Source organism: Streptomyces sp. NBC_00536, assembly GCF_036346295.1.
Taxonomy (GTDB): domain Bacteria; phylum Actinomycetota; class Actinomycetes; order Streptomycetales; family Streptomycetaceae; genus Streptomyces.
Map to the genome: position 1 here is coordinate 1,449,534 of NZ_CP107819.1, position 25,709 is coordinate 1,475,242.

General features: G+C 74.8%; 21 protein-coding genes. 9 read left to right on the plus strand and 12 right to left on the minus strand.

The genetic code is table 11. The features are described from left to right. Positions 1-156 precede the first annotated feature (156 nt). Genes OHS33_RS06055 through OHS33_RS06070 form a run of 4 tightly spaced genes read right to left on the minus strand, consistent with a single transcriptional unit; the run spans position 157 to position 4,549 of the window. Positions 157-777 carry a GTP-binding protein gene (locus OHS33_RS06055; RefSeq protein WP_330329339.1) on the minus strand — a complete coding sequence of 207 codons (621 nt, stop codon included), beginning with the start codon at positions 775-777 and terminating at the stop codon, positions 157-159. Continuing rightward, positions 758-1,231, minus strand: coding sequence for a DUF742 domain-containing protein (locus tag OHS33_RS06060; protein ID WP_330329340.1), 474 nt, complete (start codon positions 1,229-1,231; stop codon positions 758-760). Before OHS33_RS06060 ends, OHS33_RS06055 begins: the two co-directional genes overlap by 20 nt. 10 nt (positions 1,232-1,241) lie before the next feature. Then, positions 1,242-1,682 (minus strand): roadblock/LC7 domain-containing protein, encoded by a 441-nt coding sequence (locus tag OHS33_RS06065; protein ID WP_330329341.1) that lies wholly within the window; start codon positions 1,680-1,682, stop codon positions 1,242-1,244. Next, positions 1,679-4,549, minus strand: a complete 2,871-nt coding sequence (locus OHS33_RS06070) for a sensor histidine kinase (RefSeq protein WP_330329342.1) — start codon at positions 4,547-4,549, stop codon at positions 1,679-1,681. The genes OHS33_RS06065 and OHS33_RS06070 overlap by 4 nt, the downstream gene beginning before the upstream one ends. Before the next feature lie 383 nt (positions 4,550-4,932). Here OHS33_RS06070 and OHS33_RS06075 point away from each other — a divergent pair, with 383 nt between their 5' ends. Continuing rightward, on the plus strand, positions 4,933-5,346 hold the full coding sequence (locus OHS33_RS06075; RefSeq protein WP_330329343.1) for a hypothetical protein: 414 nt from the start codon (positions 4,933-4,935) through the stop codon (positions 5,344-5,346). 38 nt (positions 5,347-5,384) lie between these two features. Here OHS33_RS06075 and OHS33_RS06080 read toward each other — a convergent pair whose 3' ends face one another. The 4 genes from OHS33_RS06080 to OHS33_RS06095 all read right to left on the minus strand — a co-directional run bounded on the left by OHS33_RS06080 (position 5,385) and on the right by OHS33_RS06095 (position 12,770). Continuing rightward, entirely contained in the window at positions 5,385-9,977 is a 4,593-nt protein-coding gene (locus OHS33_RS06080) for a hypothetical protein (RefSeq protein WP_330329344.1), read from the minus strand. 95 nt (positions 9,978-10,072) lie between these two features. Continuing rightward, complete coding sequence (locus OHS33_RS06085) at positions 10,073-10,972, minus strand: hypothetical protein (RefSeq protein WP_330329345.1); 900 nt, start codon at positions 10,970-10,972, stop codon at positions 10,073-10,075. Then, entirely contained in the window at positions 10,969-11,223 is a 255-nt protein-coding gene (locus tag OHS33_RS06090) for a hypothetical protein (RefSeq protein ID WP_330329346.1), read from the minus strand. Before OHS33_RS06090 ends, OHS33_RS06085 begins: the two co-directional genes overlap by 4 nt. Then, on the minus strand, positions 11,220-12,770 hold the full coding sequence (locus OHS33_RS06095; protein WP_443065248.1) for a hypothetical protein: 1,551 nt from the start codon (positions 12,768-12,770) through the stop codon (positions 11,220-11,222). Before OHS33_RS06095 ends, OHS33_RS06090 begins: the two co-directional genes overlap by 4 nt. A gap of 73 nt (positions 12,771-12,843) precedes the next feature. Between OHS33_RS06095 and OHS33_RS06100 the strand changes: the two genes are divergently transcribed. From OHS33_RS06100 to OHS33_RS06110, 3 genes are all read left to right on the plus strand, one after another. Then, entirely contained in the window at positions 12,844-13,716 is an 873-nt protein-coding gene (locus tag OHS33_RS06100) for a LamB/YcsF family protein (protein WP_330329348.1), read from the plus strand. 125 nt (positions 13,717-13,841) lie between these two features. Further along, positions 13,842-14,453: a 5-oxoprolinase subunit B family protein gene (locus OHS33_RS06105; protein ID WP_330334926.1), complete on the plus strand. Its 612-nt coding sequence runs from the start codon at positions 13,842-13,844 to the stop codon at positions 14,451-14,453. 62 nt (positions 14,454-14,515) lie between these two features. Continuing rightward, positions 14,516-15,364 (plus strand): biotin-dependent carboxyltransferase family protein, encoded by an 849-nt coding sequence (locus tag OHS33_RS06110; RefSeq protein ID WP_443065417.1) that lies wholly within the window; start codon positions 14,516-14,518, stop codon positions 15,362-15,364. Between the two features lie 461 nt (positions 15,365-15,825). Here the strand turns inward: OHS33_RS06110 and OHS33_RS06115 are convergent, their stop codons facing one another. Both OHS33_RS06115 and OHS33_RS06120 read right to left on the minus strand, forming a co-directional pair. Then, positions 15,826-17,223, minus strand: coding sequence for a HEAT repeat domain-containing protein (locus tag OHS33_RS06115; protein WP_330329350.1), 1,398 nt, complete (start codon positions 17,221-17,223; stop codon positions 15,826-15,828). Positions 17,224-17,527: 304 nt separating this feature from the next. Then, complete coding sequence (locus tag OHS33_RS06120; protein WP_330329351.1) at positions 17,528-17,971, minus strand: ankyrin repeat domain-containing protein; 444 nt, start codon at positions 17,969-17,971, stop codon at positions 17,528-17,530. A gap of 303 nt (positions 17,972-18,274) precedes the next feature. Here OHS33_RS06120 and OHS33_RS06125 point away from each other — a divergent pair, with 303 nt between their 5' ends. Both OHS33_RS06125 and OHS33_RS06130 read left to right on the plus strand, forming a co-directional pair. Continuing rightward, a complete protein-coding gene (locus OHS33_RS06125; RefSeq protein ID WP_008743136.1) occupies positions 18,275-18,469 on the plus strand; it encodes a hypothetical protein in 195 nt (64 codons plus the stop codon). 53 nt (positions 18,470-18,522) lie between these two features. Further along, on the plus strand, positions 18,523-20,154 hold the full coding sequence (locus tag OHS33_RS06130; RefSeq protein WP_330329352.1) for a hypothetical protein: 1,632 nt from the start codon (positions 18,523-18,525) through the stop codon (positions 20,152-20,154). A 220-nt stretch (positions 20,155-20,374) separates the two neighbouring features. Here OHS33_RS06130 and OHS33_RS06135 read toward each other — a convergent pair whose 3' ends face one another. Beyond that, complete coding sequence (locus OHS33_RS06135; RefSeq protein WP_330329353.1) at positions 20,375-21,877, minus strand: SCO1417 family MocR-like transcription factor; 1,503 nt, start codon at positions 21,875-21,877, stop codon at positions 20,375-20,377. A 161-nt stretch (positions 21,878-22,038) separates the two neighbouring features. Between OHS33_RS06135 and OHS33_RS06140 the strand changes: the two genes are divergently transcribed. The 3 genes from OHS33_RS06140 to OHS33_RS06150 all read left to right on the plus strand — a co-directional run bounded on the left by OHS33_RS06140 (position 22,039) and on the right by OHS33_RS06150 (position 25,003). Further along, entirely contained in the window at positions 22,039-22,809 is a 771-nt protein-coding gene (locus tag OHS33_RS06140; RefSeq protein ID WP_330329354.1) for a glycerophosphodiester phosphodiesterase family protein, read from the plus strand. A 67-nt stretch (positions 22,810-22,876) separates the two neighbouring features. Continuing rightward, positions 22,877-24,316: an MFS transporter gene (locus OHS33_RS06145; RefSeq protein ID WP_330329355.1), complete on the plus strand. Its 1,440-nt coding sequence runs from the start codon at positions 22,877-22,879 to the stop codon at positions 24,314-24,316. 312 nt (positions 24,317-24,628) lie between these two features. After that, the gene (locus OHS33_RS06150) at positions 24,629-25,003 is read left to right on the plus strand and encodes an RNA polymerase-binding protein RbpA (protein WP_007262928.1); all 375 of its coding nucleotides are present in this window, start codon (positions 24,629-24,631) and stop codon (positions 25,001-25,003) included. A gap of 108 nt (positions 25,004-25,111) precedes the next feature. On the opposite strand, the gene fxsA is transcribed toward OHS33_RS06150, so the two are convergent. Further along, the gene (fxsA, locus tag OHS33_RS06155) at positions 25,112-25,678 is read right to left on the minus strand and encodes an FxsA family membrane protein (RefSeq protein ID WP_330329356.1); all 567 of its coding nucleotides are present in this window, start codon (positions 25,676-25,678) and stop codon (positions 25,112-25,114) included. Positions 25,679-25,709: the final 31 nt, after the last annotated feature.

A 25,709-nucleotide genomic window follows, 5' to 3' on the forward strand; every position in this document is an offset into this window, starting at 1 on the left:
CCTGTTGCACGAACGCTTGACGGCCCCCGGTGGCGGGTTCACACTTCCTGCACGGTCGGCCCCAGGGCGCGCCCGGCGGACCCCCCATGTGAGCCGCGGTCCGTACCCCAGTCGGCGGGGGTACGGACCGCCTCCATGCCGGGCCGGTCTCCCCCGTCAGGCCCGGGTGGGGCTGCGGCGGGCGCGGGCCAGGGACATGGCGTGTTCCACCACCCCGACCAGTACGTCCTTGACCGATTCCCGGTCGCGCGCGTCGCAGATCAGCACCGGCACCTCGGGGTCGAGGTCGAGGGCCTCCCGTACGGTCACCACCGGATGCCGGTCGGCTCCGTCGAAGCAGTTCACCGCGACCACGAAGGGCAGTTCGCGCCGCTCGAAGTAGTCGACGGCGGCGAAGCAGTCCGCGAGCCGGCGGGTGTCGGCGAGGACCACCGCGCCCAGGGCGCCCGTGGCCAGTTCGTCCCACAGGAACCAGAAGCGGTCCTGGCCGGGCGTGCCGAACAGGTAGAGGACCAGGTCGTCGCGCAGGGTGATCCGGCCGAAGTCCATCGCGACGGTGGTGGTGCTCTTGCCCTCCACTCCCCCGAGGTCGTCCACGCTGCGGCCCGGCTCGGAGAGCTGTTCCTCGGTGCGCAGCGGGCGGATCTCGCTGACCGCGCTGACGAGGGTGGTCTTGCCCACCCCGAAGCCGCCCGCGACCAGGATCTTCAAGGTCAGCGGTTCGACCGGCGACACCGCGTGCATGGCACCGGTGCGGCTAGAGCGCCCGAAGGCCATCTATCACCTCACGCAGAATGGACTCGTCCGGAAGTTCCGCGGGCGGGACCGGCCGGGTCACGTGGACCAGTTCGTCGTCGACGAGGTCGCCGATCAGGACGCGGACGACGCCGACCGCGAGGTCGAGGTCGGCCGCGAGTTCGGCCACCGACTGGGGGCGTTCCTTGCAGAGCCCGAGGATGTGGGCGTGTTCGGGGGACAGGGTCATGTCCCAGACCGGATCGTCGGCCGCCGCTTCGGCGACGACGAGGGCGATCAGGTCGAGACGGTGCTGGCCCGCGTGGCTCGTCCGGCCGCGGGTCATCGCGTACGGACGGACCACGGGACCGGCGTCGGCGTCGAACCAGGCGGCCTGGTGGGCGGGATGGCCGGGGTGGGCGGGATAGCCGGGGTGGGCGGGTTCGGCGTCGAATGCGGGCGCGCGGTGGTCGGGTTCGTGGCCTGGATCCCTCATGCCGTCCGGCTCACCCTCCGGCTGGCAGCCCGGTGCGCGGTGCGGTCGCCAGGTGGACGCCCACTCGCTTGACCATCAGGGTCATCTCGTACGCGACCTGTCCGACGTCCGAGTCGGCGTCGGACAGCACCGCGAGGCAGCTGCCGTCGCCCGCGGCCATCACGAACAGGAACGCCTCGTCCAGCTCCACCACGGTCTGGCGGACCTGGCCGGATTCGAAGTGGCGTCCCACGCCCTTGGCGAGGCTGTGGAAACCGGAGGCCACGGCGGCCAGGTGCTCGCTGTCCTCGCGGGTCAGGTCCTTGGAGGTGCCGGTGGGCAGGCCGTCGCCGGAAAGGACGACCGCCTTGCGGATGCTGGCCACGCGGTCGACCAGTTCGTCCAGCAGCCAGTTCAGCTGTCCGGGGCCACGGCCCCGGGAGTCGTTGCCTGCGGTCTGCGGTGCGGTCATCGACCGTCCCCCTCGTTCTCGTGCTCGGGACCGGTCCCGGCAGCGCTGTCGGCACCGGTCCCGGACTGCTCTGCGTGCTGGTCGCGGGCCGCGGTCCAGCCGCGCTGGAGTGCGGACATACGGGTGCGTACGGTCTCCGCGTCGCGGTCCGCGGCCGGGTCGACGGTGGCGTCGGCGGACATGGGGGCCGGGGCGTTCTTCAGCTGGGGCGCGAGGCTGGCCTGGCGGACCCGGCGGGGCAGGCCGCCGGGGCCGGTCGGAGCGGGCCCGCCGGGACCGGCGCCGGGCGCGGGAGCGGAGGCGGGCGGGGGCACGGGGGCGGCGGACGCGGGCTGCGGGGCCGCGGCGGCCCGGGGTGTGTCCACCCGGCGGCCGTGTTCGGCGACCAGGGTGGGGGCGCGGTGGCGGCGCGGGAGCGGGACGGCGCCGGAGGCGGGGCGGGCGGCGGTGTCCGGGGCGCTGCCCAGCCGGACGGGGCCGGTGGGGGCCTGCTGCTCGCGGCGGGCGTCCCTGGCGGGGTCGTGGGCCGGGTCGTGAGCGGGGTCGTGGGCGGGGTTCCGGGCGTGGCCGCGGTCGCGGTCCGCGTGGCGCAGGCCCAGCAGGCTGCTGCGGGAGGTGCCGTTCGGCGGGGTCTCGTCGTCCAGGGTGGCCATGGCGGGGCGGGCGGGGCCGGTGCCGAGGCCCGCGCCGGTGCCGGTGGCGCCGCCGCTGCCGTTGCCCGTTGCGTTGCCCGGGGCGGGTGCGTCCAGGCCGAGGACGCCGAGGGGCGCCTCCAGCTCGACCGGACCGTCGAGCAGGGCGGCGGACACCGGACGCCTGAGCGGCGTACCGTTTCCGCTCCCGTTCCCGTTCCCGTTCGCGTTCCCGTTCGCGGCTCCGGCACCCGCGCCGAGTCCGTGGGCGCGCGGGGACGGGCCGCGGCCCACCGCGGCCCGTCCGGCGCCTTCCAGGCGCAGGCCGGCGCCGTTGGTCTCGGGGGCCTCGGTGAGCAGGGCCACGGGGAGGAACACGACCGCGGTCGTGCCGCCGTACGGACTGGGCTGGAGGGAGATCTTCACGCTGTGGCGCTGGGCGAGCCGGCTGACGACGAAGAGGCCGAGGCGGTCGGTGTCGGACAGTTCGAACTCGGGGGTCTCGGCGAGCCGGAGGTTCGCGTCGAGCAGCGCGTCCGGGTGCATGCCGAGGCCGCGGTCGTGGATCTCCAGGGTGAAGCCGTTGGCCACGCGCTCGCCGTGCACCTGGACGGCGGTGTGCGGGGGCGAGAACACCGTGGCGTTCTCCAGGAGTTCGGCGACGAGGTGGGTGACGTCGGCGACGGCGGGGCCGGTGATGCCGAGCCTCGGCAGCCTGCGCACCTCGATCCGCTCGTAGTCCTCGACCTCGGCGACGGCCGCCCGTACGACGTCCATCAGCTGGACGGGCTTGCGCCACTGGCGGGAGGGCGCGGCGCCGGAGAGGATCACCAGGCCCTCGGCGTGGCGGCGCATGCGGGTGGTCATGTGGTCGAGGCGGAAGAGGTCGGCCAGCTCGTCGGAGTCCTCGGTGCGCCGCTCCATGGTGTCGAGGAGGGTGAGCTGGCGGTGCAGCAGGACCTGGTTGCGGCGGGCGAGATTGACGAACACCTCGGAGACCCCGCGGCGCAGTTCGGCCTGCTTGACGGCGGCCTCGACGGCGGCCCGCTGGAGCAGGTTGAGGGCCATGCCGACCTGGCCGACCTCGTCCTTCTCGTACTCCAGGCGCGGTGCCTCGGTGTCCACGTCCACGTGTTCTCCGGCGGCGAGGCGGCGCATCACGCCGGGCAGCCGGACGCCGGAGACCTCGTGGGCCTCCTTGCGGAGCCGGGAGAGGTCGCGGATCAGGTCGCGGCCGATGCGTATGGACAGCACCAGGGAGACGATCAGGGCGACGAAGCCGAGGACACCGGCGACGGCCGCCTTGACCAGGACGTCCATGGCCACGGGCTCGACGCGCTTCTGGTAGCGGTCGCCCGCGGCGGTGCCCATGGTGGCGAGGTCTTCGAGGACCTTGACCGCCGCCTCGTCCCACTTCTCCCCGGCCATGCGCGGGTTCCTGATCGGACCGGCCACCACGATCCGCTCTTCGGCGTCGCGCAGGGCCCTGGTCTCGGGGCCGCTCCAGTACTGCTCGAACAGCTCGCGGTCGTCGGAGGGGAGGATCGCGAGGTTGATGTCGTAGAGCAGCTTCCGGTTGGCCATGAGGTCGCTGATCGTGCGGGTGTCCTTGGCGCTGATGTTGTGCGCGGCCAGGGCGGCGGCGACGACGGCGTCCTCGCGGGAGAGCGCCTCGCGGGCCCGGGTGATGCCGACCAGGGCCCTGCCCTCCTTGTCCATCTCCACGTTTTCGAGCGCGTGGAGGTTCACGAGGAAGTCGTAGCAGGGGTCGACGAGGCGGCTGTAGAGGTCCAGCGCCTGGGTCGGGTCCAGGGTCGTCTGGTCGACGGAGTGGCGCAGGGCGCCGATGCCGTGGAAGGCGTCGAGGATCGAGCGCAGCCGCTGGGCGGCGGTGGGGGTGAGTTCCCCGACGACGTCCGGGTCGGTGGCGTTGCGGGTGATGTCCGCGACCATCGCGTCGGTGGCGACGCGGCGCTGGGCCAGCTCGGCGGTGGCGGTGGCCGAGCGCGGGTCGCCGAGGACCACGAGGGTCTGGCGGCGCTCCTTCTGGAGGACGCGGACGACGTCCTCGATGGGGTAGCCGACCTTGTCGATCACATACTTCACATCGAGCAGTTCGACGGCCTGCCGACCGGTGATGACGGTCGAGAAGCCCCAGAGGGCGGTCAGGGAGATGAGCGGCACGAGGAGCAACGCCACGATCTTCCGGCGGATGGATTTCCCGCGAAAGCGCATGGCCTCCCCAGCCTCCCCCAGCTCAACCCCGCTGCCGGGGGGTCGGTGTTCCGTCAATTAAACGGCGTGAGCCTACTACTGCCAGGGGCACCCATCGAAGGAGTGTCCGGACGTTTTCGGCCGGACTCCCGGATGAAGATCACGAGTTGTCCGGTACTTCCGGTCAAGTGCGGCCCGATATGTGACAGATGACACCTGGTGGGGTGTCAGTTCTCCGTTTCACAGGGATGGCTGGAATTCTTCGTTCCGGGGAGCGGGGGGCGTGCGGCCGGATCATCGTGGACCGGCAGTGAAATCGTACTGATCCGGGAATCTCCAACCCCCTTCGAGCGTCTATCTGTTCGAGGCGGCATGGCGAGCCGTCTGGTGGGGAGTAGCGGAGCATGGGCAGCGGTGTGTACGAGAACGAGAACAGGCGAGGGGCGGTCCCCCGGGCGCGGCCCCTGTGGGTGGAGGAACCGGCGCGGCGCCGCCGGATGCCCGATCCCGTGCGTACGGCCGCCGTGCGGGCGGTCCTGATCGTGGCCGTGACGCTGACGCAGGCCACGGTCGCGTTCCTGCTGGCCGTGGCCGGGTCCTGGCTTTCCTTCCCGATGGCGCTGGGCGCGATAGCCGGGACCGTGGTGGCCACCTGGGGGGTGCTGGACGTCTGGATCACCCGTCAGACGTGGAACCAGCGGTACGGCGTGGTGTCGGTGCCGAGCAGCACGGCGCGCGAGCTGCGCCGGGACCGGAGGAGGGCCCGGCGCGCCGCCCGGTCCGGGCACATACCCGTCGCCTCGGGCGGCATGCGCTGACAGCCGGGCCGGGCCGGCCCGGGCGGGCTCGGTCGGGCTCAGCTGCGGCGGAACATGCGGGTCGCGGTGATCTCGCCGTGGATCGCCTCGCCCTCCGGGCGCTGCTGCGGCAGGCCGGGGCGCAGGTGCTCCTCGACGCTGATGTACTTCAGCCCGGCCCGCAGGTCGGCGTCGTTGCGCAGCCGGATGACCAGCGGGAACTCCGCCAGGGCCGTGGTGTCGAACAGGCCCGTCGTGTAGAGCAGCTGGACCCCGAGGGCGTCGGAGACGGCCCGCTGGAGTTCCAGCAGGTAGGTGGCGTTCGCGCGCCCGATGGGGTTGTCGAGGAACAAGGTGCCCGCGTGGCGCTGCTTGTCGCGGCCGCGGTCGTTGCTGCGCAGGGCCGCCATCGTGCAGTAGAGCGCGATGGCCGCGGTGAGCAGCTGGCCGCCGGAGAAGACGTCGCCCATCTGTCCGACGGGCACCCGCTCGGCGCGCAGTACGGCGTCGGGCTTGAGGATCTCCACCGCGATGCCCTTGGGTTCGAGGGCGGCCTGGACCCCGCGCAGCAGCAGGGACATGCCGTCGCGGCGGCCCTCGCCGAAGGAGGCGGTGCTGTTCTTCTTCACGGCCGCTCGGGTGGCCTCGTCGATGACCTCGCCGAGGCGCTCCGCGAGGGTCGCCTGGTCGGGCTCCTCGAAGCGGATCCGCAGGAACTCCTGGCCCGACCACTCCCCCAGGCCTTCGGGGAGCTGGGAGAGGCGCTGGGCCGAGCGGAGGGTGGCCAGGGCGGATTCGACCAGTCCGCGCAGCCGGTCCACGATGCTGTCGCGGTTGCGTTCCAGCTGCTCCAGCTCGTCCGTCAGGACGCGCAGGCGCGGGGCGAAGGCGGTGGCCCAGGAGGCCGCGTGCTCGGGCAGCGAAGCCGCCGGGAGTTCGCGGATCTGCTGGCGCGCGGGGGTCCGTACGGCCTCGTAGCGGGTGGCGTTGGCCTGCCGGACCAGGATGTCGCTCGCCTCGCGGACCGCGGCTTCGGCGGCCGAGAGGTCGCCGGCGAAACCGCGCAGGGAGCGGCGGGCCTCGGCGGCGCTCTGGCGCGCCTCCTCCAGGCTGCCCGGGAAGGCGCCCGAGCCCTGCTCGTCGGCTTCCTCCTGCGGGCTCTGGTCGCGCATCAGGTCCCGCAGCAGGGCGGCGGTCTCGTCGAAGCCGCCCGCTCCGTCCTCGGCCGCGCGGTGGGCGCGCAGCAGGTCGGCGTGGGCGGCGCGGGCGCCCTCGACGGCGGAGCTGTGGGCGGCGAGCTGGGCGGTGGCGGTGCGCAGCAGGGCCTGGGCGCGTTCGACGTCGTCGGGGACGAGTTCCTCGGGGAGGTCGGCGTGCGCGGTCCCCTCGGCGGGGGCGTGCCGCTCGGCTTCGCCGCGCAGGCGGCCGAGGTGCTCGCTGGCGGTGGAGGCGCGGGTCTCCAGCATCTGGACGAGTTCCTCCGCGCGGGCGGCGGCGGCCTGCCGGGAGGGGCCGTCGGAGCCGTCGGTGCCTTCGAGGAGCTGGGCGGCGCGGGTGCGGACCTTGTTGGTGAGCCGGTCGACGTCGGCGAGGGCGGCGCTCTCGTTGGTCTCGGCGCGGGCCTGTTCGGCGCGCAGGTCGGCGCCGACGCCGACCTTCTCGTACAGCTGGGAGGCGGCCCGGTAGGCCTCGCGCAGGTCGGGCAGCGGGGTCCTGGCCGCGCCCTCGTCGGCGGGGAGGTGTTCGGGGGCGCCGGCGATCTCGGTGCGTTCGGCGCGCAGCGCGCGGGCGGTGCGGCGGGCGTCGTCGGCGGCGCGCTGGGCGGCGCGCCGGTCCTCGTCGGCTGACCGGGCGCGGTCGAGGCAGGCCTCGGCGCGGGCCTCGGACTCGGCGGCCTCGTCGGCGAGTTCGCGCAGCCTGGCCTGCCAGCCGGCCCGCTCGCGCAGCCGGTAGGCGAGCCCGGCGAGGGCGTCGGCGGCGCGGCGGGCGCGCTGGGCGGTGTCCTGGCGCTCCTCGCGGACCCGGGCGGCGTCGGCGGCGCTCTCGTCGGCTTCGGCGCGGGCGGTGCGGGCCTCGGCGAGTTCGGCTTCGGCTTCCTGGGCGAACGTACGGGCGGCGGCGGCCTGGCCGGCCAGTTCGGTGAGGCGGCCGGGCGGGCAGCCGGTGCGCCAGGAGCCGAGCCGGGCGGCGAGGGCGCGGTCCGCGCCGAGGCGGGCGGCCAGTTCCCGGATCTCGGTGTCGCGGGCGGTGGCGCGGGCGCGCAGCGCCTGGCGCTCCTCGTCGGCGGCGTGCTCGTCGTGCATGGCCGGGTTCGGCGGTACGAGGAACACGCCGGCGCCGTCGTCGGACCCGGCGGGGGGCACCGGGGCCAGGAGGGCGGCGGCGGTGCCGACGGCGACGGCGGAGCGGGGCAGCAGGGCGGCGGCGGAGAGGACCTCGCGGGCCCGGGAGTGGGTGTCGGGGTCGGTGATGACCACGCCGTCCACGAGTTCCGGGCGGGCGGCGAGGACCGCGGCGTGGTCGGCCGGGTCCACGGCCTGGGCGAGGTAGCGCCAGCCGGGAAGGGCCGGGATGCCGTGTTCGCCGAGGTATTCGACGGTGGCCAGGACGTCGGGGCCGGGCGGCAGCAGGCCACCGTCGCCGAGGGCGCCGAGGATGCGGGCGTCGTCGGCGGCGGCGGTCCGCAGGTCGAAGAGCTGGCGTTCGGCGGTGGCCACGCCCGTGTCGAGGAGTTCGCGCAGCTCGTCCGCGCCGCGGTCGAGGTCCTCGGGGGTGAGGCCGGGGGCGGCGTCGGCGCTCGCGTCGGCGGCCGGGAGGCCGAGGAGATCGGCGAGGCGCGGGGCGGCGGCGAGGGAGGCGGCGGCGCGGTGCTCCGCGTCGTGGGCGGCCTCCGCGGCGTCGGCGGCGTCGGCGGCGCGGGCGGCGGTCAGTTCGGCGCGGGACTGTGCGGCGGCGGCCTCGCGGGCGGTGTCGGCGGCGGCGCGGGCGGCCTCGCGGGCCTCGTCCCAGCCGGCCACGGCGCTCTTCTCGGCGTCGCTGGCGGCGAGGGCGGCGCGGGCGGGGTCGGCGTCGGGGGCGGTGTCGTCGAGCCAGCCCGCGCGGACGGCCTCGGCGGTCTCCTGCTCGACCTCGGCGAGCCGGGCGCGCAGGTGTTCGGCCTCGCTGCGGGCGCGCTGGGCGGCGGTGGCGGCGGCGGTCGCGTCGCGGTGGGCGCTCTCCCCCAGCTCCTGGAGGGCGGCGCTGCGTTCCTCGCCCTCGTTGGCGACCTCCTCGCCCGCTTCGGCGGCCGTGTGCAGGGCCCGTACGAGCGCGGCGGCGGCGGTGGCGCGGGCGGCGAGGGCCGGGGCGGCGTCCCGTTCCGCTTCGAGGATGGCGGCGGCGACGCGGGCGGAGCGGTCGGCGGCGGCGCGGTGGCGCAGGACGGACTCGGCGGCCTGCCAGGCGGAGTGCAGGGTGCGTGCTTCGAGGAGTTCGCGGCGCTGGGCGGTGGCGGCCTTGTCGGCCACGGCGAGGGCCAGCGAGGCGTGCCGGTAGGCGAGTTCGGCGGACACGGCGGCGCTGCGGTCGCGGGCGGCTTCGGCGGCGGTGACCTGGTGCGCGGCGTCGGTGACCCGCTGGGCGAGGTCGGCGGCGCGGCCGCGCTCCTCACCGGCGCGGGCGGACAGCCGCCGGGCCAGGGTGCGCGTACGGCGTTCCGCGCCCGCGTGGACGTCGCGGGCGCGGGAGCGCGCTTCGGCGGCGTCCACGATCCGGCCGAGGAGGTCCACCGAGCCCGCGGTGAAGTCCCGTTCGGCCATCAGCTCGGCGCGGCGGCCGAGCTTGTTGCCGAAGCCGTGGACCAGGTCGGCGAGGCCGTCGGTGTCGCGGGTGTCGGTGACGGCGCGCAGCAGCAGGTCGGTGAAGTCGGAGTCCTTCTTGACCGCGAAGAGGCCGGCCGCCTCGCCCTCGTCGGCATTCATCTCGCGCTGGTAGCGGAAGAGTTCGGGGTCGAGGCCGAGGTCGGTGAGGTGTTCGTTCCAGCGGTCGTGGATCTCCTCCCAGGAGACCTCCAGGTGCGGGTACGCCTTGCCCGCCTCCGTGATCGCGTCGCGGAAGCCCTTCATGGTGCGGCGGCGGCCCTGGGCGCCCGAGACGCCTTCGGCGACGGGGCGCACGGCGGTGGATTCGGCGACCGGGAGGTTGTCCAGGCTCAGCCCGGGGCCGGGCCGGAAGGAGTACCAGGCCTCGGCGAACTTGCGCGGGTCGTTGGACACCTGGCGGCCGCGCCATTCGCTGACCTTGCCGACGACCACGCATTCGCCGGTGCGGGTGTGCTGCCACTCCAGGGCGACGTGACCGCAGTCGTCGGCGAGCAGGAACTTGCGCAGGACGCCGGAGCTGGCGCCGCCCAGGGTGTTGCGGTGGCCGGGCAGCATCACCGAGAAGATCAGCTTGAGCAGGACGGACTTGCCGCCGCCGTTCTCCAGGAACAGCACCCCGGCGGGCGCGGGGCGCCGCGGCGGGCCGGACGGCTCGTCCTCGAAGAACTCCGCCTGGGTGGGCGCCGGGTGGGGCACCGGCTCGCCGACTCCGCGCAGGTCGAGCACGGTGTCGGCGTAGCGCGCACCGGCGGGTCCGATGGAGTAGAGGCGGATCCGGGACAGCTCGTACATGGCGGACTCTCGTGATGGCTTGGTACGGAGGGCGGGTGGCGGGGTCGGCGCGGCGGGCGGGGCGCTGCCGGGAGGGGCTCAGGCGTGGAAGGGGCTCAGGTGTGGAAGGGGAGGCCCGCGTCGGCGGCGAGTTCCAGGTCGTCGCCCTCGGGGGGCGGCAGCAGGGTGGCGGAGCCGTCGCTGACGGCGACCACGCCGAGTTCGAGCAGTTCGGCCATCGCGGCGCTGCCGGCCATGTCCCGGACCTGGAGCTGGTAGCGGGGGGTGGTCCGGTAGGTGCCTCCGGAGTCGTCCCCGGTGCGCTGGAGGAAACCGGAATCGGTGAGGAAGGCGGCGGCCTTGCCGACGATGCCGGTGGTGGAACCGGCGAGGCGGCGGGCGTCCTTGGTGGCTCCGGTGGCGCTGCGCCGGGAGTAGACCCGCCAGGCGGCCTCCAGGCCGGGGGCGTCGGTGGCGGGGTCGGTGTTCTCGCCCTGCTCGTCGGCGCGCTCCTCCAGGCGGCGGCAGGTCTGGCGGACGAAGGCGTCCACGCCGTTGACCGTGATCCGGCCGATGTAGCCGTCGTCGGCGAGGTCCTCGGGACGGGGGAACGCGAGGGCGGCGACGGCGAGGTGGGCCAGGCCGTGCAGGAACCGGTCGGCGGAGTCGGCGGTGGTGCGGCGGGCGTAGTCGCCCATGCGGACGGCGAAGACGGAGTCCTCGCCCGCGGCGACGGCCATCCCGGCCCGGGTGGACACCTCCAGGACGACCAGGCCGAGGCCGGTGGCGACGGCGTCGGCGAGCCGCGCGAAGGCGGGGTCCTCGCGGTAGCGGCGCAGCAGTTCGGCGTATTCGGCGTCCCGGGCGGGCAGCAGCTTGGGCTGGAGCCCGAAGGCGACGAGCCGGGCCGCGTCGGCGGCGTCGGCCGGGGTGACGGCGGCGGCCTGGACGTGGGCCGGGGCCGACGCCGCGTCGGGCTCGCTCCACGCGGGGTGCTCGGCGTGGTGGTCGCTCACGGGTACGTCTCCTCGGGGGCGGTGCGGATGCGGATGCTCGCGGGGCGGGCGGGGATGGTGCGGGGGGTCGGCGTCCGGACGCCGTGCCGCACGGGCGGACCGGCCGGGGCCGCCGGGGCCGGGAGACGGTGCCGCGCAGTCGGAACGGCCGGGGGCAGCGGGCCCGGCCGCGCGGCCGCTGCCACCCGGGCCGCCGGGGCCGGGAGGCCGGGACCAGAGGGCAGGGGGACGGGACGGGACGGCGGGGTCATGCGGCTTCCGTGCGGTCCGCGGTCATGGCTGCCGAGTCGAGGAGGGCCGTGCCGACGATGAGGTCGGCGCCGCCGAACTCCGGGTCGTCCAGTTCCGTACCGTCGTCCACCGCGAACAGCAGCCGCTCCTCGCCCTGGCGGTAAGCGGTGCCGACCGCCGGGCTCGCGGCGTGTACGGCGAGCAGCGCGACGAGGTACGGCAGGTCCGGGTCGTGCAGCCGGGCCTCGGCCAGCAGGCCGGAGAGCCGGCGCGGGGCGTCGTGCGGGAGGTCCAGCAGGCCCATGGCGCGGGCCAGTTGTTCCTCGCTGAACCTGCTGTCGTCGGGGGTGGCGATCAGGTCCGGCTCGGGCATCTCGATGCCGAGGTGCTCGCGCTCGACGGGCGGGGTCAGCAGGATCTCCACGAGGTCGGCGACCCGTACCGAGACGGGGGTGCGCAGTCCGGTCCCGGCGGCGAAGAACGCGTCGGTGACCCGGCACGCGTGCGACACGGGCAGCGGCAGGACGGGGGCGACGAGCTGCCCGTACAGGTCGATGCCGGAGCGCGGCGCGGGCGCCGCGAAGGCCTGGCGGTCCTGTTCGGCGCGGAAGAGCGGCCCGGCGTCGAGCAGCCGGGACTGGAGCTGGGTGTGGCGGCGGATGCAGTCCTTGACGATGTCGACGAGTTCGGCGGCGCGCCGCTTGTTCTCGGGGTCCTCGGCCTCGTCGCGGGCCTTGCGGATGTTGGTGAGGATCGCGTTCTCGTGCCGGTAGCGGTCGGCGACGTGGTCCAGCGCCTCCGCGATCATGTCCGGGACGGCCTGGAGCCAGTCCACGGCGCGCACGTTGCGCCGGGTCGCGTCCAGGGTCCGGCGCAGCGTCTCGGCGTACTGCACGGTGCGGTAGCGGGCCTGTTCGGCGGCGAGCTGGGCGTCGGCGAGCCGTCCCCGGCTGATGAGCACCTCCAGCTTCACCTCGGCGGCGATCTGGGCGCTGGTGACATCGGTGTCGAGGGCGCCGACGAGGACGTTGACGGCTTCGTCGGTGGTGCGCAGGTAGACCGCGCCGCCGTAGCCGGGGACTTCCTCGATGAGCTTGAAGTCGTAGTCGCGGCGGACGTAGACCCCGTCGGGTCCGAAGGTGCCGTAGATCGCGCGGAAGCCGCGGTCGACGCTGCCGACGTTGATCAGGTTCTCCAGGACCCAGCGGGCGACGCGCTCGTGCTCGGCGGCCGGGCGGCCGGGGGCCTGGGCGGCGACGCGGGGCAGCAGCCTGGCCACTATCTGCTCGTGGTCCGCGCCCGTGTCGAAGTCCATGTTGAGCGTGACCAGGTCGATCGCGGCGAGCGCGACCTCGGCCATGGCGTAGCCGCCGTACTCGCCGGCGAGATTGGCCTTGCGCACGTCGAGGTCGTGCAGCGGGGCGGTGCAGGCGAGCGCGCGCAGGCGCCTGGCCAGGCCCTCGTCGGCGGCCGGGCCCGGCGCCGGGGAGGGATGGGTCTTCGCCGGGGCAGGGAAAGTCACGACGGAAAGACTAGGCGCTGACACGGACAACATCCCAAACGGCATGGTTCGGCCGGATCGTCCGCCGGATCGTCCGCCGGACCGGACGGGCGGGCCCGCCGCGTTCTACGCTCGCCGCATGGCATCCATGATCACACCCGCGGTCCCACCTGCGGTCCCCTCGGCGAGCACGTCGGCGATCACGTCCGCCGGGGCGGCGCCGGGCCCTCGCACCGACGCGGCCGGACCCGTCATCGACCTCAACGCGGATCTGGGCGAGGGATTCGGCCGCTGGACGCTCACCGACGACGAGGCGCTGCTGTCGGTGGTGACGAGCGCCAACGTGGCCTGCGGTTTCCACGCCGGGGACCCGTCCATCATGCGGCGGGTGTGCGAGCTGGCGGCCGAGCGGGGCGTACGGATCGGGGCCCAGGTGTCCTACCGCGACCTGGCGGGCTTCGGGCGGCGGGCGATGGACGTGCCGCCGGGCGAGCTGGCGGCCGAGGTGGCCTACCAGATCGGGGCGCTGGAGGTGTTCGCGCGGGCGGCCGGGTCCCGGGTCTCGTACGTGAAGCCGCACGGTGCGCTCTACAACCGGACCGTGCACGACGCGGCGCAGGCGGAGGCGGTGGTCGCGGGGGTGCGGCTGGCGGCCGGGCCCGGGGCGGACCTGCCGGTGCTCGGCCTGCCCGGTTCGCTGCTGCTCGCGGCCGCCGCGGACGCGGGGCTGACCGCGGTCCCGGAGGCCTTCGCCGACCGCGCGTACACGCCGACCGGGACCCTGGTGCCGCGGGACCGGCCGGGGGCGGTGCTGGGCACCCCCGCGGCGGTGGTCGCACAGGCCCTGGCACTGGCCGCCGGGGGCGCGGTGACGGCCGTCGACGGCACCCGGGTCGCGGTGACGGCCCGCTCCCTGTGCCTGCACGGAGACACGCCGGGCGCGGCGGACCTGGCCCGGCGGGTACGGGACTCCCTGGACGACGCCGGGATCCACGTGGAGGCCTTCGCGTGAGCCCGGGCGAGAGCGGTGACGCCGGGCGCTCGGGCGGCCGCAGGGGTGGCCCGACCGCCGGGTCGGCGCGGGGGCGCGCCGGGGGCGGCGGGTCTGGTGACGGTGGTGGGCGCGGGGGGCCGCGGGTGCTGCGCGTCGGCGGTGAGGCGCTGTTGTGCGAGCTGGATTCGGCGGCCGGGGTGGCCGCCCTGCACGCGGAGCTGCTGCGCCGCCGCGACCTCGGCGAGCTGGGCGGCGTACGGGAGATCGTGCCCGCCGCGCGGACCGTGCTGCTGGACGGGGTGCGGGAGCCCGCCGTGCTCGCCGCCCGGATCGGCGGCTGGCGGGTGCCGCCGCTCGCGCCCGCCGAGGGGCCGCTGGTGCGGGTGCCGGTGCGCTACGACGGGCCGGATCTGGCCGAGGTGGCCGCGCTGTGGGACGTACCGCCCGCGCGGGTGCCGGAGATCGTCGGGGGGACGGAGTTCCGGGTGGCCTTCTGCGGGTTCGCGCCCGGCTTCGGCTACCTCACGGGGCTCCCTGAACGGTTCCACCCGCCCCGCCGGGCCAGCCCCCGTACGGCCGTCCCGGCGGGCTCGCTCGCGCTGGCGGGCGAGTACGCGGGGGTGTACCCGCGTTCCTCCCCCGGAGGCTGGCAGCTGATCGGTTCCACCGACGCGGTGCTGTGGGACCCGGCGCGCGAACCGGCGGCGCTGTTCGCGCCCGGCGTGCGGGTCCGGTTCGTGGAGGCGGCCGCGTGACGCGGGCAGAGGGCCGTACGGTCGCGCCGCCCCACGGCCACTGCCCCGCGACGGGGGTCGAAGTGGTGCGGGCCGGGGCGCTGAGCACCGTGCAGGACCTCGGGCGGCCCGGGTTCGCGCACCTGGGGGTCCCGCACTCCGGCGCACTCGACGTGCCCGCGCACGCCCTCGCCAATCGCCTGCTGGGCAACCCGCCCGGCGCCGCGACGCTGGAGACCACCCTCGACGGGGTCGCGCTGCGTGCCCTGGCCCCGGTCACCGTGGCGGTCACGGGAGCGCCCTGTGCGGTACGGGCGGCGGGGCGCCCGGCGGCGTGGGGGGCGCCGGTACGGCTCGCGGCCGGGGCGGTGCTGGAGGTCGGGCCCGCGCTGCGCGGTGTGCGCGGCTACGTCGCCGTGCGGGGCGGGTTCGCGGTGGAGCCGGTGCTGGGCAGCCGCTCGACGGACCTGTTGTCGGGGCTGGGACCGGCGGTGCTGACGGCGGGCACGGTCCTGCCGGTGGGGCCGCCGCCCGGGGGGCCGGTCTGCGGGGCGGACGTGCTCCGGTTGCCCGCGCCTCCGGTGGAACTGGTCCTTCCGGTGCTGCTGGGGCCCCGGGACGACTGGTTCACCGCCGCGTCCGTCGCCGCGCTCGGGCGGGCGCGCTACCGGGTCTCGTCGGCGGGCAACCGGATCGGGCTGCGCACCGAGGGCGGCCCGCCGCTGGTGCGTGCCCGGGGCGGCGAGCTGCCGAGCGAGGGGATGGTGCGGGGGGCGGTGCAGGTGCCGCCGGACGGGATGCCGGTGGTGTTCCTGGCCGATCACCCGGTCACGGGTGGGTATCCGGTGCTGGGGGTGGTTCCGGTGGCGGCCCTCCACCTTGCCGCGCAGGCCCGGCCGGGGACGCCCGTGCGGTTCGTCCCGCGGGGGTGAGGGGGCATGGCCGCGGCCGCCGGGTGCTGTGCCTAGCCGGGACGCCGCCCGTCCGCCGGATGGGCCTCCGGCGGGCCCTCAAACGCCGGGCGGGCTGAAGCTGCACACCAGGTCCCGGCGGGGGCCCAAGGCCAATGAGCCGCCCGCGCGGCCGCCGGGCGCGGTACCGAGCCAGGACGCCGTCCGCCCGCCCGATGCGCCTCCGGCGGGCCCTCAAACGCCGGGCGGGCTGAAGCTGCACACCAGGTCCCGGCGGGGGCCCAAGGCCAATGAGCCGCCCGCGCGGCCGCCGGGCGCGGTACCGAGCCAGGACGCCGTCCGCCCGCCCGATGCGCCTCCGGCGGGCCCTCAAACGCCGGGCGGGCTGGATGTGTCCGCCTGCCCGGCTGCCGTGCCGCCTGGCGGCCGGGGCGGGGGCGGGCGGGGCGGTATGCGGTCCCTCGGCCCCGCCCCTCGGTCGGCTACACCGCCGATTCCGGGGTGATTCGGTTGCGGACCGCCGACTGGACATCTTCCTCTTCCGCCGGGTCCGTGGCGAGGCGGCGCAGGCGGGGGGCCACGCGGGCGTCGGCGGTTTCGGCGTGGTGGGCGGCCACCTCGCGGGTGGTCTCCTCGCAGTCCCACAGGCACTCGACCGCGAAGCCCGCCGCGAAGGACGGGTCGGTGCTGGCCAGGGCACGGGCCGCGCGGCCGCGCAGGTGGGAGGAGGCGGTCTCGCGGTAGATGTGGCGCAGTACGGGCGCGGCGCAGCCGATGGCGAGCCGTCCCGCCCCGTCCACCAGGGTGAAGAGCCGTACGGTGTCGGGTCCGGCGGCGCGGACCGTCGTGCGCAGCGCGCCGAGCACCAGGGTCGCGTCCTCGGCGCCGCCACGGGCGGCCAGCAGGGCCGCCGCGGCCGCCCCCAGGGCGTCGGGGCGGTGCACCCAGCTCCGGGCCCGGTCGATGGCGGCGGGGCCGCCCATGCGCTCGTAGGCGGCCACGGCGGGTTCGTCGCCTGCGGCCTCGATCAGGTCGAGGACGGCCGGGTTCTCCGGCTCGGCCAGGACGAGGTGGTGCAGCGCGGTGGCCCGGGCGGCCTCGCCGGACGCGCCCGCGGCGGCGGCCAGGATCGCCGGCCGGTCCTCGGGGGTCGCGACGGCGGCCAGGCAGCGGGCGGCGGGCACGTGCAGCGGCGTACCGCGGCGCAGCCCGTCGTCGGCCCAGTCGAAGACGGCCTGGACGCCCCAGCCCGGGCGGGGCCCGGAGGGGGTCAGCTGCCGCTGCCAGCGGTCGAAGGAGCCCTGCTGGCGGGCGGCGCGCAGCCGCTCGCCGAACTCGGGTCCCTCTTCCCACAGGCGCCACGGGCGCGGTTCGTAGGCGTCGCGGACGGCGGCGGCGAGCAGCGCCGCGCCCTCGGCGGTGCCGGGGAACCGGGCGAGCACGGGCCTGGCCAGGGCGCGGAGCCCGGCGTCGTCGTCGCGCAGCGCGAGTTCGTCGAGGGCCCAGGCCCAGTTCGATCCGGCGGCGGCGTAGCGGCGCAGCAGCATCAGCGCGTCGTCGCGGCCGTACGAGGCCAGGTGGCCGAGGACGGACAGGGCGAGGCCGGTGCGGCTGTCGCTGTCGTCGAGGAGGTCGTCGGCGCTGAAGAGGTGCGCCTCGATCTCGCCGAGCGGACCGCTGAGGTCCAGGTACAGGCGGGCGTAGTACAGCGAGCGGTTCTCGACCTGCCAGTCCTGGCGCGGATCGCGCAGTACGCACTGGTTGAGGGCCGCGAGGGCCTCCGCCCGGGGCGCGGCGAGCGCGTGCAGCGTGCCGTCGCCGCGGCCGCGCTGGAGGAGACCGAGCAGGGTCCCGCTCGGCGCTATGACTGGTTCGAACATGGGAAGGGCCTCAAATCAAGCTGGGGACGCGACCGGGAATCGGGATTCACAGGGCCGCGTAACAGCATGTGAGGACGTTCGCCGTCTTGTTCCGCTCGATGTAGACCATTGCCTTCTCACTCTCTCGGTGCGTCGCGGCCGGCGGCCGGACCGGGCGGGGACCTGTCTTGTCCTGCCCGTTCCTGCCCGTCCGCCTGGTTCGCGAATCGAATCCGTCGCCATGATGACCCAGCCGGTTTGTGCACCGCGACCACATTTAAGGCCGCCGTGACCAACCCGGGATGTACGCCCCCGTGAAAACGGACTACTTGGCTCCGAAGAGTTCGAGCAAATCGTCCTTCCCGAACATGCGCGCGGTGTCCACGGCCGACGGCGTGCCCGCGTTCGGGTCGGCTCCCCCGGCGAGCAGCGCGCGGATCACCGGTTCCTCGCCCTTGAAGACGGCGCCGGCGAGCGGGGTCTGGCCGCGGTCGTTGGCGCGGTCGCCTTCGGCGCCGCGGGCGAGCAGGGCCGTGACGGCCTCGGCGTGGCCGTGGTAGGCGGCGAGCATGACCAGGGTGTCGCCGCGGTCGTTGGTGAGGTTCGCCGGGACGCCCGCGTCGAGGTACGCGGTGAGCGTCTCGGTGTCGCCCTGGCGGGCGAGGTCGAAGATCTTGGTGGCCAGCTCGATGACGTCCTCGTCGGGAACCCCGGGGTTCCCGGCGTTCTCGGGGACGTCCGGGTGGCCGTGCTCGGCGTGCTCGCTCATCGGGTCGTACCGCCTCTCATGCGATGCCTGGCGTGAAGTTTCCCCAGGCCGGGAGGGCAGGGGAACGCACGGCACTACGTCCGTACGGGTGAATCGACAGAGTACTGCCCGGGCCGGGACATGGCGGGGCCGGACCGAGGCAAAGATCACCCCCGGGGGCGGGAGCGGGTCCGGTTGAGCCGGATCGGTGAAAAATTACAGAAATCACCCATCTGCACCTTTTATCGCATTGATACTTCCTGTGAGCCTGGAACAACTGATGGTGACTGTCCCCACCCACCAGGAGAGCTTGGAGAGCTTCTTATGGTCCTGTCCATCTCAGGTGTCGTCCTGCTCGGCATCATCTGCTTCCTCTTCTTCAAGAAGGACGGGATGAAGCTGTCCCACGCGTTCGTCTGCGCGCTGTTCGGCTTCTTCCTCGCCGGATCGGCCATCGCTCCGAGCATCACGGCCAGTACGGCCAGCCTCGCGAGCCTCCTCGGCGGCATCAAGCTCTGACCGCCCCGCACCCCGCCCGTACCGGCAGCACACGAAGAACCCAGGAGACGCCCGTGGCCCGGCGCCCACTTCCCCGCATCCTCATCAGCGGCAACGCGTCGCTGAGCAGGGGCCGCGACCTCGCTCGCACGGCCGCCGACAACGCCACGGACGTCCTCCATCCGCTGCTGACCATCGGGCGGGGCCTACGCGTCCTGGCCACGGCGGGGCGCCGCAGGTGGGCCGGGACCCCCAAGGACAAGCGTGGTCCTGCGCTGTTCCTGGCCGCGGCCTGCGTGCTCGTGATCGTCCTCGCGCCGTACGGGCCGCTGACCGCCCTGATCGCCCTCATGGCGGCGGCCGCCTGGCACGGGCGGGACCGCACCCCGGCGCCGACCGGGCCCGGCGACGCCGAGACCGAACGGCTCACCTCCCTCTACGAGGCCCTCGTCCCGTACTTCTCCATCCCCGAGGACCCCACCCCGCTCTTCGCCCACGGCGGCGAGTGGGACAAGGCCTTCAGCGACTACGAGTTCGACGGAGCGGGCCGGATCACCCGGCTGCGGATCCGCTACCCGGCCTACTTCACCGACGGCGAACCCTCCTCCCGGGCCCGGATCGAGTCCCTGCTGCACGCCAAGTCCGGGCGCGGGCGGGAGTACCTCTTCGACTGGGACGAGGAGGGCAACCAGCTCGACCTGAGCGTGCTGACCGCGCTGCCGACGAGCATCGCCGCCCAGCCCTTCGTGACCTCGCCCGGCGAGACCGTCCTCGGCTTCACGGACGCGGGCTCGGTGCAGCGCACCCTGCCGGTGGCCGACGGCGAGGAGACCCGGGACGCGCCGCCGGTGATCTGGCGGACCGGCCCCCGCTCCGCCGAGCCCCACCTGCTCGCGGTCGGCCAGCCCGGCAGCGGCACCTCCACCCTGCTGCGCTCCATCGCCCTCCAGGCCCTCCGGCACGGCGGTGACGTCCTGGTGGTCGAGGGCGGCGGCAGCGGCGAGTACTCCTGCCTCTCGGGGCGTACGGGCGTGCTCGCCGTGGAGAGCGGGCCCGCCGGGGCCCTCGCGATCCTGGAGTGGGCCGCCCACGAGACCGAACGGCGGCTGATCGCCGGGCACCGGGCCCGCGAGGCGGGGCAGCCCGCGCCCGAGGACGTCCGGCGGCCGCTGTGGATCCTGCTGGACCGGCCCAGCGTGCTCGGGCACCTGGCGGCGGCCGAGGGGCGGGCCGATCCGCTGGGCCTGCTCCAGGTCCCGCTGCGGCACGGGCGGGCCGCGAACGTCACGGTGGTGGTGGCCGAGCAGTTCGACCACCTGGAGCTGCTCAGCGACGCGGTGTGGCAGCACACCCGGGCGCGGGCCGTGCTCGGGCCGGCCACGATCCCGCAGATCGCCGAGGTGCTGGGGCTGCCGCCGCACACCACCCCGACCGCGCAGGTCCCGCCGGGGCGCGGATACGCCCGGCTCGGGGCGGGGCCGGTGCACCGGCTCCAGGTGCCTGCGACCCCGGACCCGTACGACGACGCGGCGCATCCGGTGCACCGCCAGGCCGTCCGGGAGCTGCTGCCCGAGCGGACGCACACCACGCTGACGAAGGCGCCGCGCCCGCACCCGGACCGGGCCCCGGCCCAGGGCCACTCGGTCGACGCCATCGAGGCGATCGACGCCTCTGAGATCCCTGAGGTCGCGGCGGACGCGCCGTAGTGGTGCGCGTGCAGGGTCGCGGGGTGCGGTGCGGTGCACCTGCCTCCGGCGGGCCCTCAATCGCCGGGCAGGCTGATGTGGCTCGGGCCGGCATCCGGCATCTCAGCCCGGGCGAAGGCACCGCCCAGGGGTAGCCGTGTGGCCGGGTCTCGGGGTGCGGTGCACGTGCCCCCGGCGGGCCCTCAAACGCCGGGCGGGCTGAGTTGGGCTCGGGTCGGCGTTACGCGACGAACGTGCGGGGCGGCTCCGCGCCGCTGCCGCCTGCGCCTGTGCCGACCAGGCGGGCCGCCGCGGCCAGGCGGGACGCGGCTTCGTCGGCCAGGGGGCCGCCCACCGTGAACGGCAGGCGTACGTAGCCCTCGAAGGCGCCGTCCACCCCGAACCGGGGGCCCGAGGGGACGCGGACGCCGACCCGCTCGCCCACCTCCGCCAGCCGGGATCCGGACAGCCCGCCCGCCCGGGCCCACAGGGTCAGCCCGCCGCCCGGCACCACGAACTCCCAGTCCGGCAGCTCCCGGCGCACGGCCGCGACGAGCGCGTCCCGGTTCTCCCGGGCCTGGGTGCGGCGGATCTCCACGGCCTCCTCCCAGCCCCCGGTGCGCATCAGCCAGTTCACCGCCAGCTGCTCCAGCACGGGGGTGCCCAGGTCGGCGTAGGCGCGGGCGGCGACCAGGCTGCGGATGACGTCGGGGGCGGCCCGGACCCAGCCGATCCGCATGCCCGCCCAGAACGCCTTGCTGGCCGAGCCGACGGTGACGACGGTGCTGCCCGCGGGGTCGAAGGAACAGACCGGGCGGGGCATCGCCAGGCCGGGGTCCAGGCGCAGTTCGGCCATGGTCTCGTCCACGACGAGGACGGTGCCCGCCGAGCGGGCGGCCTCGACCATCTCGCGGCGCTGCTCCTCGGTGGCCAGCGCCCCCGTGGGGTTGTGGAAGTCCGCGACGACGTACGCGAGGCGCGGCGCGGCGTCGCGCAGCACCTGGCGCCAGGTCGCCATGTCCCAGCCGCCGAGGCCGTCCGCCATGGCGACGGGCACCAGCCGGACCCCGGCGGCGCGCATGAGCTGGAGGATGTTGGCGTAGGAGGGGGATTCCACCGCGATCCGCTCGCCGCGGCCCGCGAAGAGGCTGCAGATGGCGTCGATCGCGCCCATCGCCCCGGTGGTGACCATGATCTGTTCGGGCATGGTCGGGATGCCGCGCTCGGTGTAGCGGTCGGCGAGCATCCGGCGCAGCGCGGGCAGGCCCGCCGGGTAGTCCCCGTGGGTGTGCGCGTACGGCGGCAGCTCCTCCAGGGCCCCCTGGACGGCCTTGGTCAGCCAGGGTTCGGGGGCGGGGAGGGCCGCGCAGCCGAGGTCGATCATGGAGCCGAGGGCTTCGGGCGGCAGCGGTTCCAGGCCGCGGGCGGGCAGCGGGTTCCCGGCCGGGACGGAGGTCCAGCTCCCGGCGCCGCGCCGGGACTCCAGGAACCCCTCGGCGCGCAGGGCCTCGTAGGCGGCGGCGACCGTGGTGCGGCTGAGCGCGAGGGAGACGGCCAGCTCGCGCTCGGCGGGCAGCCGGGCCGCGACGGGCACCCGGCCCTCCAGGACGAGCAGCCGGATCCCGTCGGCGAGCGCGCGGTAGGCGGGCGGCTTGCGGGTGCCCGGCGCCGCGGGCTGCGGCTGCTGGGAGGTGATGAGCCGGGCGAGCTGTGCGGCGCCGACCGCGGAGGTCCACTGAGCCATGCTGTCCGGTCCACCTTCGAAGGATTGGCCCCGGTATGGCGGTGCCATGGCCGGGATTGGCTTGGTTCTTCGACTCCAGGGTGTCACGCCGGGGGCCACCGCGGCCAGGGGGCACCCGCCCGCCCGAGGCGGACCGGGGCCGGCCGGTGCATACTGCCGCCGTGACGCACGTACGCCTTCGGCACCCCTACCTGGACCACCCGGCTCCGCTTCCCTTCGCGCACCGCGGCGGGGCCGCGGACGGGCTGGAGAACACCGCCGCCGCCTTCCGGCGGGCCGCGGCCGCGGGCTACCGGTACTTCGAGACCGATGTCCACGCCACCGCCGACGGGCGGCTCGTCGCCTTCCACGACGCGACCCTGGACCGGGTGACCGACGCCCGGGGCCGGATCGGCGAGCTGCCGTGGAGCGCGGTGCGCGCGGCCCGGGTGGCGGGCAGCGAGCCGCTGCCGCTGTTCGAGGAGCTGCTGGAGGAGTTCCCGGAGGCCCGCTGGAACGTCGACGTCAAGGCGGAGACCGCGCTCTTCCCGCTGCTCGACCTGATCGCGCGGACCGGGGCGTGGGACCGGGTGTGCGTCGGTTCGTTCTCGGAGGGCCGGGTGGCCCGGGCGCAGCGGATCGCGGGGCCCCGGCTGGCCACCTCGTACGGGGTGCGGGGCGTGCTGGGGCTGCGGCTGCGCTCGTACGCGATCCCGGCGGCGCTGCGCGTGGGCGCGGTGGCGGCGCAGGTTCCGGAGGTCCAGTCGGGCATCCGCGTGGTCGACCGGCGCTTCGTGGAGACCGCGCACGCGCGGGGGCTCCAGGTGCACGTGTGGACCGTGAACGAACCGGAACGCATGGACTCTCTTCTGGACCTGGGTGTCGATGGCATCATGACCGACCGGATCGACATCTTGCGCACGGTGCTGGAGCGCCGCGGGGCCTGGGCCTGACAGGCCCGCATGCCGCCGCGCGGCGCGCGGCGGACCGTGCGGTACGGGGACCAGCGAGGGGGCACTGATGAGTGCGCGGACCACAGCGGAAACGGAACCCGGTGCGGGGGACGGCGACAGCGGCGGCGAGGCGGCCGACGGCGGCAGAGCGGTGGCGGGCGAGCAGGCCTCGGCCGCCGCGCGCAAGGCCGCGCGCAAGCGCGAGCAGCACGGCTGGTACTTCTACGACTTCGCCTGCTCGGTGTATTCGACGAGCGTGCTCACCGTGTTCCTCGGGCCGTACCTGACGGCGGTGGCCAAGGCCGCCGCGGACGCCCACGGCTATGTCCATCCGCTGGGGATACCCCTGCGGGCCGGGTCGTTCTTCGCCTACTCGGTGTCGGCCTCGGTGATCGTGGCCGTCCTGATCATGCCGATCGTGGGCGCGGTCGCGGACCGTAGCGGGCGCAAGAAGCCGCTGCTCGCGGCGGCGGCGTACACGGGGGCGGCGGCCACGGCCGGAATGTTCTTCCTCGGCGGCGACCGCTACCTGCTGGGCGGGCTGCTGCTGATCGTCGCGAACGCCGCGCTGGCGGTCTCGATGGTGCTGTACAACGCCTATCTGCCGCAGATCGCGGAGCCGGACGAGCGGGACACCGTCTCCTCGCGGGGCTGGGCCTTCGGCTACACCTCGGGCGCCTTCGTCCTGGTGCTGAACCTGGTCCTGTTCCAGGGCCACGACTCCTTCGGCCTCTCCGAGAGCATGGCGGTGCGGATCTGCCTGGCCTCGGCCGGCCTGTGGTGGGGCGCCTTCGCGATCATCCCGCTGCGCCGGCTGCGGGACCGGAAGGTGGTCCGGGAGGCGGGGGCGGGCACGGGACCGGCCGTGAGCGGCTGGCGGCAGCTGATCGCGACCCTGCGGGACATGCGGCGCTATCCGCTGACCCTGTCGTTCCTGCTCGCGTACCTGATCTACAACGACGGCGTGCAGACGGTGATCTCGCAGGCCTCGATCTACGGCTCGGAGGAGCTGGAGCTGGAGCAGTCCACGCTGATCGTGGCGGTGCTGCTGGTCCAGGTGCTCGCGGTGGCGGGTGCGCTGGGGATGGGCCGTCTGGCCCGGTCGTACGGAGCCAAGCGGACGATCCTCGGTTCGCTGGCCGCATGGGGGCTCACCCTGGCCGCCGGGTACTTCCTCCCGGCCCGGACGCCGGTGTGGTTCTTCGCACTCGCGTCCATGATCGGACTGGTGCTGGGCGGCAGCCAGGCGCTCTCGCGCTCGCTGTTCTCGCACCTGGTTCCGGCGGGCAAGGAGGCCGAGTACTTCTCCGCGTACGAGATGAGCGACCGCGGCCTGAGCTGGGTGGGGCCCCTGGTCTTCGGCCTGACGTACCAGGTCACGGGCAGCTACCGGACGGCGATCATCTCGCTCGTGGTCTTCTTCGCACTGGGATTCGTGCTGCTCGCGCGGGTGCCGGTGCGGCGCGCGGTGGAGGCCGCGGGGAATCCTGTTCCGGAAAGGATCTGAGCGGCCACCGAGTGGCCCGTCCAGCCGATCTGGCGAACGAGTTCCGAACAAATTTAGACGTTGAAGCGAAGGGCCGGTAGTGTACGCCTTTGGCCTGCCAGGCGGACCGTTACTGCGTACTCAATCATTGGAGACGCTGGGTGACATCTGCTGCCAGATGTGACAAAACGGGCATTGGTGGGTACAACAAGGGGCGGTACGACGGGCGACGCATGACCCGGAGCGGGAATCAATACCGCCGACCGGACGTTGACCGGATGACGACGACAGCGACACCTGTCCTGTGGGCGACAAGCCCGGGAGGCACGATTCATGAGTGAGCGAGCTCTCCGCGGTACGCGCCTCGTGGTTACCAGCTACGAGACGGACCGCGGCATCGATCTGGCCCCGCGCCAGGCGGTGGAGTACGCATGCCAGAACGGACATCGATTTGAGATGCCGTTCTCGGTTGAGGCCGAAATTCCGCCGGAGTGGGAGTGCAAGGCGTGCGGCGCCATGGCACTTCTGGTGGACGGCGACGGGCCCGAAGAGAAGAAGGGCAAGCCTGCGCGAACGCACTGGGACATGCTCATGGAGCGACGCACCCGCGAGGAGCTGGAGGAAGTGCTGGCCGAGAGGCTGGCGGTCCTTCGTTCCGGCGCCATGAACATTGCCGTGCATCCGCGGGACAGCCGCAAGTCCGCCTGACACCCGGACACGAACAAGCCGAGGGCCCCCGCCACATTCCGTGTGGCGGGGGCCCTCGGCTTCTTCATGCCGTGCGTCGTTACGTCGTTCCGTACGCCGTTGCGTCGTTCAGGGGGCCAGCGGCGGGCGGGGGCCGCTCTCGCGGGGCGCCGCGTCCTCGCGGATCACCTCGCCCTGGACCACCATGCCGTCGGGCTGGTGGATCCGCGCCTGCTGGAAGGCGTCGCCGAAGGAGCCGGCGGGCGCCGCGGCCATCTTGCGCTCCAGGGACCCGGCCGCGCGGCGGCCGATCCAGGCGCGCACGGGCGGCAGCAGGAGCAGCAGGCCCGCCACGTCGGAGATCAGGCCCGGAAGGATCAGCAGCAGGCCGCCGAGCATGATCAGGCCGTTGCCCGAACCGGGCTGCTGCGGGGTCGGCCGCTCCCCCGCCTGAGCCTGCTGGAAGGTCTGCGTGAGGTTCTGGAAGGCGCGCCGTCCGGCGCGCTTGATGACCACCACGCCGAGCAGCAGGCCGCCCGCGATCACCAGGGCCACGGCGAGGCCGCCGCCCACCCCGGCGAGCAGGCTCAGCAGCCAGATCTCCAGGATGAGCCAGGCGGCGACCGCCAGGGGGAGGAAGGTGCGGGCGGGCGAGCGCCGCCGGGGGGCCGTCGAGGTGGGAACGCCGGTCGTCATACCACCAGTGTGCCTGGGCCCCCGTAAAAGC

Coding starts and splice junctions, on each gene's coding strand:
- OHS33_RS06150 (WP_007262928.1), top strand. CDS start 24,629: ATGAGTGAGCGAGCTCTCCGCGGTACGCGCCTCGTGGTTACCAGCTAC.
- OHS33_RS06120 (WP_330329351.1), bottom strand. CDS start 17,971: ATGAGCGAGCACGCCGAGCACGGCCACCCGGACGTCCCCGAGAACGCC.
- OHS33_RS06080 (WP_330329344.1), bottom strand. CDS start 9,977: ATGTACGAGCTGTCCCGGATCCGCCTCTACTCCATCGGACCCGCCGGT.
- OHS33_RS06075 (WP_330329343.1), top strand. CDS start 4,933: ATGGGCAGCGGTGTGTACGAGAACGAGAACAGGCGAGGGGCGGTCCCC.
- OHS33_RS06065 (WP_330329341.1), bottom strand. CDS start 1,682: ATGACCGCACCGCAGACCGCAGGCAACGACTCCCGGGGCCGTGGCCCC.
- OHS33_RS06090 (WP_330329346.1), bottom strand. CDS start 11,223: ATGACCCCGCCGTCCCGTCCCGTCCCCCTGCCCTCTGGTCCCGGCCTC.
- fxsA (WP_330329356.1), bottom strand. CDS start 25,678: ATGACGACCGGCGTTCCCACCTCGACGGCCCCCCGGCGGCGCTCGCCC.
- OHS33_RS06060 (WP_330329340.1), bottom strand. CDS start 1,231: ATGAGGGATCCAGGCCACGAACCCGACCACCGCGCGCCCGCATTCGAC.
- OHS33_RS06100 (WP_330329348.1), top strand. CDS start 12,844: ATGGCATCCATGATCACACCCGCGGTCCCACCTGCGGTCCCCTCGGCG.
- OHS33_RS06135 (WP_330329353.1), bottom strand. CDS start 21,877: ATGGCTCAGTGGACCTCCGCGGTCGGCGCCGCACAGCTCGCCCGGCTC.
- OHS33_RS06115 (WP_330329350.1), bottom strand. CDS start 17,223: ATGTTCGAACCAGTCATAGCGCCGAGCGGGACCCTGCTCGGTCTCCTC.
- OHS33_RS06070 (WP_330329342.1), bottom strand. CDS start 4,549: ATGCGCTTTCGCGGGAAATCCATCCGCCGGAAGATCGTGGCGTTGCTC.
- OHS33_RS06125 (WP_008743136.1), top strand. CDS start 18,275: ATGGTCCTGTCCATCTCAGGTGTCGTCCTGCTCGGCATCATCTGCTTC.
- OHS33_RS06095 (WP_443065248.1), bottom strand. CDS start 12,770: ATGCCGTTTGGGATGTTGTCCGTGTCAGCGCCTAGTCTTTCCGTCGTG.
- OHS33_RS06055 (WP_330329339.1), bottom strand. CDS start 777: ATGGCCTTCGGGCGCTCTAGCCGCACCGGTGCCATGCACGCGGTGTCG.
- OHS33_RS06145 (WP_330329355.1), top strand. CDS start 22,877: ATGAGTGCGCGGACCACAGCGGAAACGGAACCCGGTGCGGGGGACGGC.